The organism is Marinibium conchae, from assembly GCF_015595035.1.
Taxonomy (GTDB): domain Bacteria; phylum Pseudomonadota; class Gammaproteobacteria; order Enterobacterales; family Alteromonadaceae; genus Glaciecola.
Genome location: NZ_JADNRN010000001.1, coordinates 109,265 through 125,614, shown reverse-complemented (window position 1 = coordinate 125,614; position 16,350 = coordinate 109,265). Strand labels below are relative to the sequence as shown.

The following is a 16,350-nucleotide window of genomic DNA, read 5'->3' as shown; positions in this document are numbered from 1 at the left end:
CAACGCCCCTTTTTTCAGTCTATCAGGATACCCGATGACCGACACTGTCGATGTTACATTTAAAGAACTAAATCTGCCAACGCCCATATTACAGGCGTTAGAAAAAGTTGGCTATGAAAAGCCATCTCCAATACAAGCCAAGAGTATTCCACTTTTACTCGAAGGTAGAGACCTTTTGGGCCAAGCTCAAACAGGCACAGGGAAAACAGCTGCATTTGCATTACCAATGCTGTCAAACATTGACCCTGACGATAATTTTACGCAACTATTGGTACTAGCTCCAACGCGAGAGCTTGCTATCCAAGTCGCCGAAGCATTCCAGGTATATGCGAGTTTCTCAAAGAAAATACGTGTATTACCAGTATATGGTGGTCAGTCTTACGATAACCAAATTCGCCAACTTAAGCGCGGAGTTCAGGTTGTCGTAGGTACGCCAGGTCGTATTATTGACCACATCAAACGCAAAACTCTAAAACTAGATAAACTTCGCTTTTTAGTGCTTGATGAAGCCGATGAAATGCTTCGCATGGGCTTTATAGACGACGTCGAACTTATTTTAAGCCATGCTCCGGAAGAACGTCAAACAGCGCTATTTTCGGCAACTATGCCTGAAGTGATCCGCAAAATAACGAAACGTTATTTGAAGAATCCTGAGCATGTTAAAATCGAATCTAAGGTATCAACGGCAAACACTATCAAGCAACGCTACTGTCAAGTGGCAGGGCATCACAAACTTGAAGCGCTTACTCGCATTATGGAAGTCGAAGAGTTCGACGGCATGATCATCTTCGTGAGAACGAAAACAGCCACTGTTGAACTTGCTGATAAACTCACGGCACGCGGTTATGACGTAGAGCCGCTGAATGGCGACATTCCTCAAAACGCTCGTGAGAGAACCGTTGAAAAACTCAAACAAGGCACAATCGATATTCTAGTGGCAACCGACGTTGTTGCTCGAGGGCTTGATGTTGAGCGCGTGAGTCACGTGATTAACTTCGACATTCCCTACGATACAGAATCCTATGTTCACAGAATCGGAAGAACGGGTCGAGCTGGAAGAACCGGTGATGCTATTCTATTCATTTCACACCGCGAAAAGCGCTTGTTATTTGCGATTGAGAAAACTACCAAACAGCGCATTGAGAATATGGAAATCCCATCCATAACACAACTTAATGAATCGCGCTTAGTCAGGTTCAAACAAAGCATCGTCGATGCAATGAAAGATGAGTCCATTGAATCCTACATTCCTATTGTAGAGTCTATTATGGAAGAAACTGAAGCCTCTCCAGATGTAGTAATGGCAGCCCTAGCTAAAGTAGCTCAAGGCGACGAACCATTGCTATTGAAAGAAACCGACCGTCCTGATCTACACAGTAAGCCAACATTCAACGATCGAGACCGTGATCGCGACAGTGGCAGAAGACAAGGTCGAAACGAGAGAAACGAACGAGGCAGAAACGACCGTAGCTCACGTAAACCTCGTGGTAAAAGTACACCAGATGAAGGTATGCAACGCTTCAAAATTGAAGTAGGCCATGCCCATGGTGCGAAGCCCGGTAATATCGTTGGCGCTATCGCTAATGAAGCAAACATCAGCAGTAAAAATATTGGCGCGATAGAAATATACGACAACTTTACTACTGTTGACTTGCCAAAGGGCATGCCAAAAGAAACCAAAGAAACCCTAGCGAAAACTCGAGTAGCAGGCCAAAGGCTGAACCTTCGAGAGTGGTCCGACACACCACCGAAGCGCAAAAAGTAATACTGAAAAGCCACGTTAGTGGCTTTTTTTTCGACTACAATTCTGAGTAAGCTTGCTACACCACATTTGCCGGACTAGAACTTGAGAATTACTTTTTGTTATATCAAGTGATTAAAAGATGCTTTCCTTGCATAAGCAAAAGCGCAATACTACGAACACTAAAACATGCAGGTATAACTATGAAGTACTTTCCAATTTTCGTTGATGCTCAGCACATACATTGTCTTCTCGTTGGCGCTGGGGAAGTAGCTGCTCGAAAATGTGAACTCCTGCTAAAGACTCCAGCAAAGATTACGATTGTCTCGCCGTGGGTAAGTGACACGGTGCAACGCTTGGCTGATGCGTCTGAACAAATCACCTTAATAAATCGTAAATTCGAAGATGATGATATTAACGACAAACAAATGATTTTTGTTGCAACTGATGATGAGGTTGTTAACAAGCATATTCATGACATTGCGCACGCTCGTAAATTATTAGTTAACGTAGTAGATAACACGCCCTTGTGTAAATTTATCACCCCTTCTATTGTTGACCGCTCCCCAATTATTATTGCTATGAGCAGCGGTGGCGTTGCACCCGTTTTATTACGTTACATTCGTCAGAAGCTTGAAAGCGTTATTCCGGCCAACATCAAACTTCTAGGGAATTTCTCAGAGAAATTTCGCAACAAAGTTAAAGAAGGCTTATCCTCAGTCACTGATAGACGTTACTTCTGGGAAGAAGTGCTTGATGGTGATATTGGTGAATCAGTACTACAAGGCAATAATGATCTGGCTGCAGCAAAGCTAGATAAGGCACTTATTGCCTATAAAAATGGCGACAAACCTGCTGGTCAAGTGTATCTAGTAGGAGCGGGCCCTGGAGATCCCGATCTTCTAACTTTTCGCGCTCTACGCCTCATGCAAAAAGCCGACGTTGTTGTTTACGATCGACTTGTTAGCCCAGAAATTTTAGAGTTAGTACGACGTGATGCTGAAAAAATTTATGTTGGCAAAGCGAAAAGCAACCATACAATACCTCAGGAAGAGATTAACGAACTGCTTGCCAAAGAGGCCCTCGCCGGTAATAGAGTTGTTAGGTTAAAAGGCGGTGACCCCTTTATTTTTGGTCGCGGTGGTGAAGAAATCGAAACACTCATTGACCATGGCGTTGATTTTCAAGTTGTACCAGGGATTACTGCGGCTACCGGCGCTGCCAGTTATGCCGGTATTCCTCTAACCCACAGGGATCACGCTCAATCGGTTACCTTTACGACAGGACACCTGCGCGACAATACTATCAACCTAAATTGGCCTGCTTTGGTTCAGCAAAATCACACTTTGGTATTTTACATGGGGCTCACTGGTTTACGCATCATTTGTGATAAACTCGTCGAAAATGGGATGCCTTCGACTATGCCAATTGCGCTGGTGCAAGGCGCCACAAGAAACAATCAAAAGGTCGTTACTGGCACGTTGGCAACAATTGCCGATAACCCTGATACCTTAGCATTGAAACCTCCCACGCTTATAATAGTGGGCACAGTAGTTGAACTGCACGCTACGCTAAACTGGTTTACAGGGAAAGTCAGCCAATAACCTAAGAGCTTATTGACGATGAACAAAAAACTAAGCGTTTTTATAACCCTGGCTGTAAGTATCTTATTTACAGCAGACATAGATGCAAAGCAGACTCGATTTAACAAGTATCAACTTGATGATTCAATTAAGTTTGAATATGAATGGACTACTAGCGAGGGCGAACAACAGTCGTTAGCCTTTTCGTTTAAAAAAGCCACTTTTTCACTCTTACCTGAGTCGGCTCCTGCCTACAACCCCCTTCTCGCCCAAAACTCTGCTCAGCGCGCTCTGCTTTTATATGCAAAAACACTCGACCCTCGTGACGCGCGAGTGTCTATATCTCAATCTGGTAACACCTTAAGCATGAAGGTTACTGGGCGCTCTGAAAAGTTGGTAGAAGAAGTCAACAACATGCTCACCGTCAAACATGATGAGGCACAAGCTGCATATCTTAACGAAAACTACTATGTCGCTTTTCGAGATGATTTAGGGCAAAAAGCGATCAAGCATGATCATAAACGCTATGCCTTAGAGAGCGCTCCTCACCTTGTAGCGATAGTAGAAGCTATCAAAGAAGCACTCATTAATCCAAATGATACGCGGGCATTTGTAAACTACGCTTTGTCTTGGCTACAGGCGATTCCTTACGATACTCTCGAGAACCGAGCTTCCTCAAATGGCTCTGGCTTTGCCGCCCCTCAGCAACTACTGCTGAACAATCGTGGTGATTGTGATAGCAAGTCGACATTATTCTTGGCACTGCTTAAAACATACAATGCAAACGTTAAAAGCACCATGGTATATCTACCGAATCATGCTTTGGTTGGTGTGGCACTTAAACCCCAAAAGCAAGACTTGAGCATCAAAGAAGGCAAGACTAGCTTTGTTTTGGCCGAACCTACTGGCCCTGCTCAATACGCACTTGGTGAGGTTGCACCTGAAAGCGCCATGGGTATTCGTAACCGCCAAACTACATTAGAGCTTTTTTAGCGCTTTACCCATTAATCGGACACACCTAGCAATCTAAAAAGACACTCCAGTAAGAGGTGCCCTAAGTTGGACACACCTATCACTCTGGCCTTGTTGCACAAGCTAGTGTTTAAAAAGGTGTGTCCGCAAAACATCGGCAAAACAAGTTTGCCTCATAAAAGGGTGTGTCCCAAAAACTACACTATCCATTTTTATGCAAGGATGATTTTACTCACAAAGTTGCAGAAAAACGCCATAGCCATTATTGTGCTCAATGAAATGTGCACCGAGCTATTGGTCGCGATTCAGTGACCTAAAAAAGTCATTTGAAAAAACAAACGCTTCATAAGACACACCATCATGAACTATTTCAACATAGAAGAATAAGAATGATTACAACAAGACAGAAACTAAGCACGATATTGCTATCCGGCTTACTCACCTTCTCTTCACTAGCATTGGCTGATGAGCTTGCAAAAAAAGAAGTGGGTGAAGAGAAACCATACGCATCGTGGGATGTGCTTAATCCGCCGATGGAACTAAACAGTATTAGTATTTCAACAAATGAAACTACTTGGTCGAGTCTCGATATAAGTCCCAGTGGAGATAACTTTGTATTCGATATGCTGGGCGATATCTTCATTGCCAGCACAAATGGCGGAGAAGCAAAAGCCCTCACTCAAGACTTCGCTTGGAATATCCACCCAAATATCAGTCCTGATGGCAAAACCGTCGCTTTTATTTCAGACCGAGACGGTTTGTCGAATGTATGGTTAATGGATATCGACGGCAACAATCTACGCCAAGTAACCAAAGAAAAAAATAATCTTATACACTCACCAAAGTGGAGCCCTGACGGAGAATACATCGTTGTTAATAAAGGTATAATGTCGAGCCGAAGCATTCCCGCCGGCGAGATATGGCTTTATCACAAGAGTGGCGGTAGTGGCTTAGCAATCAAAAAACGTGTAAACGGAAAAGCAGACCAAAAGAACATTGCCGACCCAGCTTTCTCGCCTGATGGACGTTATATCTACTACACCAGAGACGTATCGGGTGGTTCAACTTTTTCATATAACCGCGATGCTCTACAAGGTATTTTTGCCATCATTCGCTACGATCGAAGCAACGGCGAAGAAGAGCGCTTCGTCTCTGGCACCGGCGGCGCAGTGGTACCAACACCTTCTCCTGATGGCAAATATCTTGCCTTCATTCGACGTGTGAAACACAAGACCGCCCTATTTTTAAAAAACCTGAAAACTGGCGATGAAGAGCCAATTTTCTTAGACCTTGAGCGCGATATGCAGGAAGGGTTTGGTTCTGAAGGCTACTTTGCCTACTTTGACTGGACGCCTGACTCAAAACAGATCATGTTCTGGACCGGTGGCAAATTTCATAAACTCAATATTCAAAGCAAACAGCTAGACACCCTAGAGCTAAGTGTAAAAACAACACTACAATACGCCGATGCTCTTCGCTTCGACGTAGATGTTGCGCCTGACGAGTTTGAGGTTAAGGCAATACGGTGGGCACAAAAGTCTCCCGACGGCAAGTCGATACTTTACCAAGCTCTAGGTAAACTCTATCTGAAAGATATAAAATCGGGCAAGGTCAAAAGGCTTACCAAGCAAAACAATCACGATGAATACTATCCACGTTATTCAAATGACGGTAAACGTATTGTGTATACAACGTGGAACGATGCAGAACAAGGTAGTATACGAGTTGTATCCGCAAGAGGCGGAAAAGGTAAAGTAGTAAGCTTAGCACCAGGTCATTATATTGAGCCAAGCTTTTCAACCGACGGTAAACTAATAACCTATCGTAAATTTACCGGTGGATACTTGCTTGATCCTAGTAATTCAACGGAACCGGGCATTTACGTTCTTAACATCAAAGACAAGACAACAGAGCGTGTTTCTAAGCGTGGTGTCGAGCCCCACTTCAGCGCTGGTAATGATCGCGTATACTTCACTGAAGCAGTCGGTGGCACTCCCTACCCTGAAACCCAGTTTTCGAGTGTAAACCTGCGTGGCGAAGACAAACGAGTGCATTTATATGGTGCTGATAAGGTTAGCGAATATCGCCTATCTCACGATAAAAAATGGGTCGCCTTTGTTCATCAATACAATACCTTTGTTAGCCCCTTCGCAGACAACGGGCAAAAAATTTCTATTGGCCCTACAATGTCTTCCTTACCAGTTAAACAGTTGTCTGCGCGCTCTGGCAGTTATATGACATGGAGCCCTGACAATAGCTCAGTAAGCTGGTCACATGGTGCACGTTATTTTGAACGCGCACTAAGCGAATCATTTAATTTCGTCAAAGGCGCTGCCGATGAATTACCAGAACCGCTCAACGAAGGTATCGACCTAAGCTTCAAAGAAGCCAGCTTTGCTCCTTCAGGCTACAAAGCAATTGTTGGGGCGAAGGTGGTGACGATGCGTGACGCCGATAACATAGAAGAAATTTTCGAAAACGGGGTTGTGCTGATCAAAGATAACAAGATAGCCGCGGTGGGTGCTAAATCAGATGTCAGCATTCCCAAAGGTGCGCTCATTATTGATGCAACAGGTAAAACGGTGATCCCAGGCTTAATCGATGCCCATGCTCATGGTTCACAAGGTCGCAGCGAAATTATTCCACAGCAAAATTGGACGCAATATTCTAATCTCGCTTTTGGTGTAACAACAATTCATGACCCATCGAACGATACCAGTGAAATAATGGCTGCAGCGGAACTTCAGAAAGCTGGCCAGCGTGTTGCCCCGCGAATTTACTCAACTGGCACCATTTTGTACGGCGCTGAATCATTACGATTCAAGTCTGTCATAAATGATTATGATGATGCGTACTACCATGTACAACGTTTAAAGGACATGGGAGCGATTTCTGTCAAGAGTTACAACCAACCGCGTCGCGACCAACGTCAACAGGTGCTTGTTGCTGCAAAAAATCAAGACATGATGGTTGTGCCGGAGGGCGGCGGCAAATTCCAACAAAATATCTCTATGCTAGTTGATGGTCATACCGGCTTAGAACACTCGATACCAATTGCCAATGGCTATAGCGACCTAACCCAACTGTGGGCAGCAACAAAATTTGGCTACACACCAACTTTTGTCGTCGCTTACGGTGGTTTAACGGGTGAGACGTACTTTTATGACCGCAGCAATGTTTGGGAAAATGAACGATTGATGCGTTATACGCCAAGCTTCATTCTTGACCGTAAGATTCGTCGACCAAAAGCGCCTGATGAACACTACAATCATTATCCTATCGCTGAATATGCCAAAACATTACGTGATAATGGTGTGGGCGTGCACATTGGTGCCCATGGTCAACGCGAAGGCTTGGGAGCACATTGGGAACTCTGGATGATGGAGCATGGCGGATTCTCAGCATTTGAAGCCTTAAGAGGCGGCACAATTGATGGCGCTCGTCACTTGGGCATGGATAAGCAAATCGGTAGCATCGAAGTGGGTAAGCTCGCCGACCTCGTTATTATTGATGGCGATGTGCTAGCGGATTTGAGTCGCAGCGAATATGTTGATTACACAATCATTAATGGGCGAGTGTTTGACGCGGCAACCATGAATGAAATGGGAAGCAAAACCAAGCGCGCTGAATTTTTCTTTGAGAAGGCGAACAATTTATTTATGCCTGAACAAACTCAACGAGAAATGGATGCTAAAGCACACACTTATCATTGGGTACACTAGAGCATAATAAACTCTACTTTATTCATTACATCAAGGGGTGTAAATACTCAATATTTGCACCCTTTTTCATGTTCGGGCCTGTGGTATGGCAGCACAAGGAATATCAAACAGAAACATCAATAAAAATGCAGCCTGCCTGTTTGTATATAAAACAGGCAAGTTAAATAGCAAAAAAATAGAAATGCCTATTTACAGTCTCGCCTATACGATATCAACTGTCACAATGCGCTTCGCTTAGCAGGAAGACGCAAACCCCTGATAATAAGAAATAAAACAAGAGAATATATATTCTCAAATCTCAATACTGCACTTTAAGACACCTTTAAGAAATGAGACAAAATGACCAAATGTCCCATTTCTTAACACTTTTGTCCCAAATTTAAACATCAGTTTTTATCAATACTTGTAGTCTTTAAGGCATCTTTACTAACCGACCAATAAATATGCCTGACTCAGTAACTCATGAAAAAAGAGATGGTTTATTTCGCAAAGCAGCTTTGGAAAATCAAGGTGCCCACAAACTAGGGAATACTATTGCATTACCAAAAGCACACTATTTTTTGTTGACTTTGCTGCTGCTCATCGCCATTTCAATTGCACTGTACCTGCTCTCTAGCCAAAGCTATACGAATAAAGCCACCGTCTATGGATGGTTGGTCAATGAAGAAGCACTAATAGACATATTTCCGCGTGAATCATCAAGCCAAGTTATCGAACTATTGGTTCGAGAGGGTGAATTAGTTAATGAGGGACAAATTCTCGCTCGCTTAATGCGCCCGACAAACAGTTCATACGGACAAGCGATAACAAACACCACTGCGGATTCGCTTGAAAAACAGAAGGGTCTTCTACAGCAAAGGCAGGTGCTTGCGAAAAAGAAGTATCAAGAACAAACAATACAACAGCAACAAAACAAGCAAGCTTTAGAGCAAATGATTAGCATCCATCAAAATAAGCTTAGCAGTCTAGATCTAGTCCTTAACAATCTTGAAGAACAGCTGAACAATACAAAACACTTAGCTGAAAAAGGGCTTATAGCCAAGTCGGTATTAACTCAACATAAAAATGAGTGGCTTAGAGCTAGCCTGCAGAAGGACGATGCCGTATTTCAATTACAAAGCACCGAACAACAATTAAAAGAGATCGCCGCCACACAAAAAGCAGCGGAACTTACCTACCGAGAAAACAGCAGTATCATTCAAAATAGCATTGAACAGAACACACAACAGCAAAACGCCTTCTTATCGGCGCAAAGCTATGAAATAAGAAGCCCTGTTCATGGAGTGATAAGCAATATACAAGCAAGGCAGGGAATGATGCTTGGCTCTAACACTTTGTTAATGCAAGTAAACTCCGGTAACCAACAACTAAAGGCGCTTATATACCTTCCTTCCGACCAAGCTGGCTTTGTGCAGCCTGATCAAGATATACGATTAAAACTAAATGCCTTTCCCTATCAAAAATTTGGCACCCTGCAAGCTCGCTTGGATAAAATATCTCAGCACATCCTATTGCCTAATCAGATAAATAAAGCACCTTTTACTCTTGCAGGCCCTGTGTTCATGGTAGAAGCACAGATACAGTCTACCCATATCAATGCCAACGGCACCGAGGTGCAACTCAGACCAGGTATGCTTTTCCAAGCTGAAATAGTGTTGGCAGAAATGAAACTGTGGGAATGGTTGCTGAATCCTATTTTGAGTTTGAGAGGATCTTGGTAATGTCGCTTGCAGAAAAATTAAAGTTTCACAAGAACAGCTCCGTTTCCTTGGTTATGCAGAGCGAAGCTAGTGAATGTTCACTAGCCTGCTTAACTATGATAGCTAATTATCATGGTAACAAGGTATCAATTGACAGCTTACGCCAAGCGTCTCCTTGCTCTTCTCAAGGAAGTGATTTAAGTGGCCTAATAAATGATGCAGAAACACTTGGCTTATCCAGTCGTGCGCTCAAAGCCGATTTAACTGAACTGAAGGAACTTGCTTTACCTGCGATTTTACATTGGAATTTCAATCACTTTGTAGTGTTGAGTAAAGTACGTAAAGACTATTGTGATATCGTCGACCCCGCTTTTGGACATCGACGTTTAAAAATAGCCCAAGTAGATGAAGCATATACAGGTATAGCTCTGGAGCTCAGAGCGAACGAGAACTTCGATGTTCACAATGATGATAAGCTTAAAGCGCTTAGGCTTCATGACTTCTTTAGAAAAACGAAAAACATCTCACATCATCTGCTTCTACTGTTTACCTTAAGCCTCTGTTTACAGGCTTTCGCCCTTGCTTCGCCCTTTTATATGCAAACCGTTATCGATGAGGTGATTGTGAACGTCGATACCAATCTGTTGATCGTCCTTGCTTTGGCTTTTTGCATATTACTCGGCCTCGACCTTGTGACGTCTTTTTTACGCGAACGTCTTATGCTTCGTTTTAGCTGCTACTTAAATCTGCACATGGCGGCCAGTGTATTTCATCATTTGCTTTGTCTTCCAGTCAGCTATTTCCAAAAACGCCACCTTGGCGATGTGGTAAGTAGATTCGGTGCACTGCAACATGTTCGCGACCTAATTACTTCGGGCATTGTAACAGCGCTTATCGACGGGATAATGGCCTTGCTAATGCTCGTTGTGCTAATGATTTATTCTGTAAAACTAGCACTGATTGTAAGTACAACCTTGAGTTTATACATTTTAATCAGGTGGTTTTTCTTTCAGCCAATGAAGCGCCAGCAAAATGAAATAATCCAAGCAAATGCAAATGAAAGTTCGCATTTCATGCAGAGCATCAGAGCAATTAAAACGCTTAAGTTGAATAATAGCTTAGCTCAGCGTCACGGTCAGTGGTCTAACCTGCTTACTCATGCCATGAATAAACAGATTCGTCTGGCAACGTGGAATATTAATTTCGCTTTGCTTAACAAGCTAATATTCGGACTAGAGAATATATTAATTGTATTTTTAGCGGCACATTTGGTAATCGACAATCTTTTTTCAATTGGCATGCTTTACGCATTTATGAGTTACAAAACTCGATTTATTGCCGCATCGGATAGCCTCGTGAACACATGGCTTGAATTCAAAATGCTAAGCGTACATTTGGCGCGCCTAGCTGATATTTTGCAAAGCAAAACAGAAAAGACAAAAAGTATCGAGAGCAATATTCAACACAGTATTGCAGCAAATGTAGCAAACATTTCACCAACGCAAAAAAACAAAACGCCAAGAGAGTATGCTCTTTCGGTTACAGACTTAAGCTATCGCTACCATCATTCATTACCATGGATATTCTCAAAGCTCAGCTTCACTGTTCAACGCGGTGAAACGCTTGCAATTGTTGGTAAAAGCGGAAGTGGCAAGTCAACCTTACTGCAGTGTTTAATGGGCCTGAATGAACCAAGCAAAGGGTGCATAAATATTTCACTATCGAACGGGTCGATTGAGCAGCTCACTAGCGAAAATAGGCATCTTCAAGGCTTCGCAGCGGTGCTCCAAGACGATCAGCTTCTCACAGGATCTGTTTTAGACAACGTCAGTGATTTTGCTGAAAAAGTTGATATCAATAAAGTCATCAATGCTTGTATCTCGGCTTGTATTCACCAAGACATTATTCAAATGAAGATGCAGTACAACACCTTGGTAGGCGATATGGGGAGTTCACTTAGTGGCGGCCAAAAACAGCGCATCCTCCTCGCACGAGCGTTATATAAAGAACCCTCTTTACTTTTTTTAGATGAGGCGACAAGTCACCTCGATATTGCAAATGAAAAGCAAATAAATCAGCACTTAAGTCGCCTTAATATCACCAAAATCCTGATAGCTCATCGTCCAGAAACAATACGTTCTGCCGATGCGGTGCTTACGCTTAACGATGGCAGTGTAAGTCCAAAGCTAAGCTACGTAGATAAGAAACACAATCCACCCCTTCAACAACAATCATCACAATAAGGAAAATACTGATGAATACCATAAGCATGTTACACAGCCTGTCCAGAAGAGAAAAAGAAATTGCCTTGAAGGTAATCGACGGCCTATCAAATAAAGCAATCGCAAACGAATTGTATATTAGTGAACGTACTGTAAAGTTTCACTGTGCAAATATTTATAAAAAACTGAATATACATAATCGAACATCTCTAATTGCCAATTACTACAGGGACCGCTACAAAGAAGCAGCTTGATAGTCACTGTTTTTAAGCGAATAGTGTCTTGGGCATTTACGAAGCTCACAAGTGCGCTGGGACCTGTTCGTTCAGGTCTGAGCCCTATTGGTCTCGGCATGCATGATTAGTCTTTACTACTGATTTGATAATATAAATCAAGAGTATTGGATGCACCGCTCACGGCCTCTAGATAAAGCTGAGGGAGCAATTGATATTGCACGCGCACCTCACTGATTGACTCAAAGACACCGACACCATAGGTTACTCGGACACCCTTAGCTAACTCACCTGATAGTTCTACTCTTGTATCGTTGCCTTGGCCTGCAGTTTTAAGGTTAAGGTCTTCAACACCCAAAGAACGCCCTAAGCCGCCCAGTCCATTTTCACTTTTTCCTACCCCATAACTCACTAGCGCATTCACTAGCACGGTATTGGAGTCGCTGCTACCACCACTGCTCGAACCAATGTCGGTACCACCGATCAAATAAGATAACTGCCTTGCTTGTTCCATGCTTGGCTCACTGAACAAATCGACTTTCGGTTGCAGCGCGTTACCGCTAACTTGAATGCCAGCAATCACATTATCTGCGGTATTCAAAGGGTTTCTTATCGCTTCAATATCAAATGAAGGTACGTCGGGCTGCCCACTGAAGGTGATATCCCCTTTACGAATCTGTAAGACTTGAGAATAGGCTTCATAATCCCCTTTAAGTATTCTAACTAAGCCATTCACACGGGTATTATCATCATCCACTTTTACATTCAGATTTCCGCTAAGTTGCGCCTTTAGGTCGAGCGCATCGATACGAACTTCACCTTTCTCCAATTCATCTACTTTAATGTTCAGATCCGCGCTCAGAGGCAGTGGCGAGGCGCTTGGCTTTTTCTCCTCATCAATAACGACAATATCGCGATTAGGCGATTTCGCGCTCTTCGGAAGTGTTTTTACTTTCACCTTCGCATAAGGAATATTGATATCACCAGACACCTTGACGAAGTCAGGTTCCAGAGAAATATCAACGTTTGGAGAAACTCGAAAGCGATAACTTTCATACTCAATTCCTAACTCATTGCCTGAAATGTTCGCGTTGATGCTTAATGCATCTGCATAAGTCAGTTTACCGCTGATTCGACCTCGTCCAGTTGCTTGCATATCAGTAGCCTTTGCTCTTTGAGAAAGCGTTTCACTTAATAGAAATGACCCATCGAACTGAGCATCATATTCATCGAACTCAATACGTTGATTCACATCTGAAAGTAACATAGGAAGCTCACTCACTCCGATCGCTCCCCCGTTGAGTTCGACAAAACCATATAATTTAGGCTTCGCCAGTGGTCCATCAAAATCGAGCCGAGAGTTCAGTGTTCCCTTGAGCTCTTGTAGATTCTCAATCAAATTTTCAAGTTCATTTAAGCGCAATTGGGACACACCAATTTGACCTTTATGCCAGTATTGCTGATCAGCTTTACTAAGCTCGCTGGACAGTTCAACGTTACCAAGCGTATCACTGCTCATAAATACGCTAGACTTTAAGGTTTGTGCATCACCACGGGTGTTGATACTGAGTGTATTAATGTTGACGCTACTGCCTTGCGACGACAGCATAGAATCTATTGATTCGATCTTAGCGTCTATCTTCGCTCCTGCCTGCTCGCTCCAGGCAAGATCAACCAAAGCAGTTAAGCCCATATCCGATTTAGCTTTATCTAATTCTGGTAGCAAGCCGAGCAATAGCTCTGTCACATTGTAATGAAGAGTCAATTTGGCCTTCGCTTCACTCGTGGAAGCCTTAAGTTCATCGATGCAAATTGAATCGCTTCGCCCCTTCCAACAGTGAGCGTCGATAGAGAATTCAAAGGGGGAAAGCCCCAACACTATTTCAGGTGCAGACTGAAGCGCTAAGTCTATCGGCTTCGATGACAGTTGACCCTTTTGCCAGCTTCCCCGCCACTGAGTATCACTTTGCAGTTTTTCGATGCTTCCGGAGAAGCTCTGTTCAGTTTTGAAGTCACCCTCTGGTATTGAAAAATTCACATTCTGACGGTCTTCATCACCATCAATTACCAAAGCCACTTTTGGAATAGATATATCACCGCTCGAAATACGGCTTAGAGATATTGCTAGCTTCGAGCGCAACTTATTGTCGAGGTTAATATCCCCGTTCAGTGTAAAATAACCAACTTGATTATTTTCAAATTCGAGACTTTCCCCCCTACCGTCGAACACTATTTGTGGCGCTTCAACGGGCCCTGTAATATTTCCTGATATCAGCGCTTGGCCTGCCAGTTTAGGATATAAAAGCGATGCGTTCGCGATATCAATGTCGAAACTTAACCGAGCTTGGTTATCTTCAATTGCCTCAGCAATTTGCGAGTCCTCAAGCTCAGCTAACTGGCTATTTAAAGTGCCGTCTATGGCACTTGCCACAAGCTTGTTCGCTTTATTTGACAACAGCTGGCCGCTCAACTCAATTGTGTTGTCGCTCGCCTGTTGAAGTAGCAGCTTTTGAATTTGAATCGTTCCGTTCTGCTTTAGCGCCGTGTCTGCCTGTAAACTGAAACTAGTGTCGAACCAGTTACCTTCCAATTTTGAACCTTTAATGCTGCCCCACTGTGTATCTTGCCCAATGCTCAGGTCGTGTGGGATCTTGCCCGATACTTTCCCCGATAGTTCATCACTGAAGTAGGAGACGTCGACACCGTCTAAGCTCATATTGCCCTTAAGATTTAAATGTCGACCTTGATTTTGACCTTCGATAATCGCAGCACCGTGGTAATGCAGTCGGCCGAGAGCACCCTCAATGTTGAGCTTATTGAGGATTGCCAACGCATTTGGATCACTTGGTTTTATAGAGGCATGTAGCGAAATCTTTTGTACACCAAAAAGTTGGTTTGCTTCATTTTTGGTGTAAAAGTCGGCATTTAATGCATAGTTTGTCATGTTTCCTTTAAGGCTCGCATTTAATCCGGACACACCAACTAGTCTTTCCATCTGTTGCTGCAGGCCATCGATTGCCATAGATTCAACAAAACTGAGCGCATTTGGGGACACACCTAAAAATGTGACATTCACATCAAGTGGTAAATTTTTTGAGCTAAAATTTGATGCATAATTAAGTGTTAAGTCAGGTTCTAGCTTGCTTCCAAAGCGCATGGAAAGGCTTGAATTTTTTAAATTCCCTTTTGCCTTAAGCTCGAGAGATTCATTCTGTTGTGAGGCGGATTGTGGCGATATCGACAGTTTAATATCGTGAGCTATGGCTTTACTCAGTTTGAGATCAACGCTAAGTGACGCGTTAAAGTTTTCAAAAAGTGCTGTGTCACTTTTGTCCGCAACACCATTTACATTGACGCTCGCAACAACATGCTGTTTCTGCAATCCAATAGTTGCCCTTAGTGACTCCATACAATAAGTATTTTGTTGAGAGCCCTGCTCTTGCTCCACAGCACAAACATCCAACACTTCGAGGTTTAACAGCTCTGCATTTATCGGAATAAACAGTTGCGGGATTTCAATCGGGTCGTATTTGTACTTAGCTAAATTTTCAATCCATTGCCGATTGCTAGGTGTGTCCAACTTAGGCGTATTTTCCTGAGCTTCGGTATCACTTGGTGAAGGCTTTACAAAGAAGCGCGCAGCACCAAGTCTGAGTCTATCAATGGTTAACACCTTCTCGAACTCAACACTCAAGTCTAGTTCTTGCAGTTTTAACAACTCTATGTTTTGTTGACGTATTTCAACTTCAGCAATTGAAATATTGGGAGCAGAAAATGCAAAGGGTAACTCAATATATGTGTTAGTTGGTGTGTCCGAATTAGCATTTTCAGGCTGTGGGGAAAGCACCACATTGAGTTTTTGAACCGAAAACACTTCAATGCACACATCTGCTTTGAAAAAGCATTCCCATCCTAAGTTAAGCCTTAAATCTTCGATCGTGGCACTGAGCCCTTCCTGCTTATAGCTCACTTTGCTCAGTGACAGTTCGCTAAGTAAACTTCCGCTTTCATAGGAGATTGCCGCACCAAGTTCTGCTTTGTTCACTTGGCTTATTACAAAACGGGTTCCAAATGGCGACAAGACCGCACCAATAAACAAAAGCAAGATGAATAAAAACAGTAAAAATAAAAATGAAAGCTTGGTTAACCAAGACCGATTGGATAAGAATTTGAACAT

General features: G+C 43.1%; 8 protein-coding genes. 7 read left to right on the top strand and 1 reads right to left on the bottom strand.

All coding sequences use genetic code 11. The annotated features are described in order from the left end of the window. Window positions 1–34: 34 nt before the first annotated feature. The 7 genes from ISG33_RS00505 (at window position 35) to ISG33_RS00475 (ending at window position 12,194) form a co-directional block, all read left to right on the top strand. Window positions 35–1,765 carry a DEAD/DEAH box helicase gene (locus tag ISG33_RS00505; protein WP_195731633.1) on the top strand — a complete coding sequence of 577 codons (1,731 nt, stop codon included), beginning with the start codon at window positions 35–37 and terminating at the stop codon, window positions 1,763–1,765. A gap of 179 nt (window positions 1,766–1,944) precedes the next feature. Continuing rightward, window positions 1,945–3,345 carry a siroheme synthase CysG gene (gene cysG, locus ISG33_RS00500; protein ID WP_195731632.1) on the top strand — a complete coding sequence of 467 codons (1,401 nt, stop codon included), beginning with the start codon at window positions 1,945–1,947 and terminating at the stop codon, window positions 3,343–3,345. An 18-nt stretch (window positions 3,346–3,363) separates the two neighbouring features. Further along, window positions 3,364–4,317 (top strand): hypothetical protein, encoded by a 954-nt coding sequence (locus ISG33_RS00495; RefSeq protein WP_195731631.1) that lies wholly within the window; start codon window positions 3,364–3,366, stop codon window positions 4,315–4,317. A gap of 368 nt (window positions 4,318–4,685) precedes the next feature. Further along, the gene (locus ISG33_RS00490) at window positions 4,686–8,018 is read left to right on the top strand and encodes an amidohydrolase family protein (RefSeq protein ID WP_195731630.1); all 3,333 of its coding nucleotides are present in this window, start codon (window positions 4,686–4,688) and stop codon (window positions 8,016–8,018) included. 443 nt (window positions 8,019–8,461) lie between these two features. After that, on the top strand, window positions 8,462–9,739 hold the full coding sequence (locus ISG33_RS00485; RefSeq protein WP_195731629.1) for an HlyD family secretion protein: 1,278 nt from the start codon (window positions 8,462–8,464) through the stop codon (window positions 9,737–9,739). Then, complete coding sequence (locus ISG33_RS00480) at window positions 9,739–11,961, top strand: peptidase domain-containing ABC transporter (protein ID WP_229333400.1); 2,223 nt, start codon at window positions 9,739–9,741, stop codon at window positions 11,959–11,961. The genes ISG33_RS00485 and ISG33_RS00480 overlap by 1 nt, the downstream gene beginning before the upstream one ends. An 11-nt stretch (window positions 11,962–11,972) precedes the next feature. After that, the gene (locus ISG33_RS00475; protein ID WP_195731627.1) at window positions 11,973–12,194 is read left to right on the top strand and encodes a helix-turn-helix domain-containing protein; all 222 of its coding nucleotides are present in this window, start codon (window positions 11,973–11,975) and stop codon (window positions 12,192–12,194) included. 106 nt (window positions 12,195–12,300) lie between these two features. Here ISG33_RS00475 and ISG33_RS00470 read toward each other — a convergent pair whose 3' ends face one another. Beyond that, window positions 12,301–16,350, bottom strand: coding sequence for a translocation/assembly module TamB domain-containing protein (locus ISG33_RS00470; RefSeq protein WP_195731626.1), 4,050 nt, complete (start codon window positions 16,348–16,350; stop codon window positions 12,301–12,303).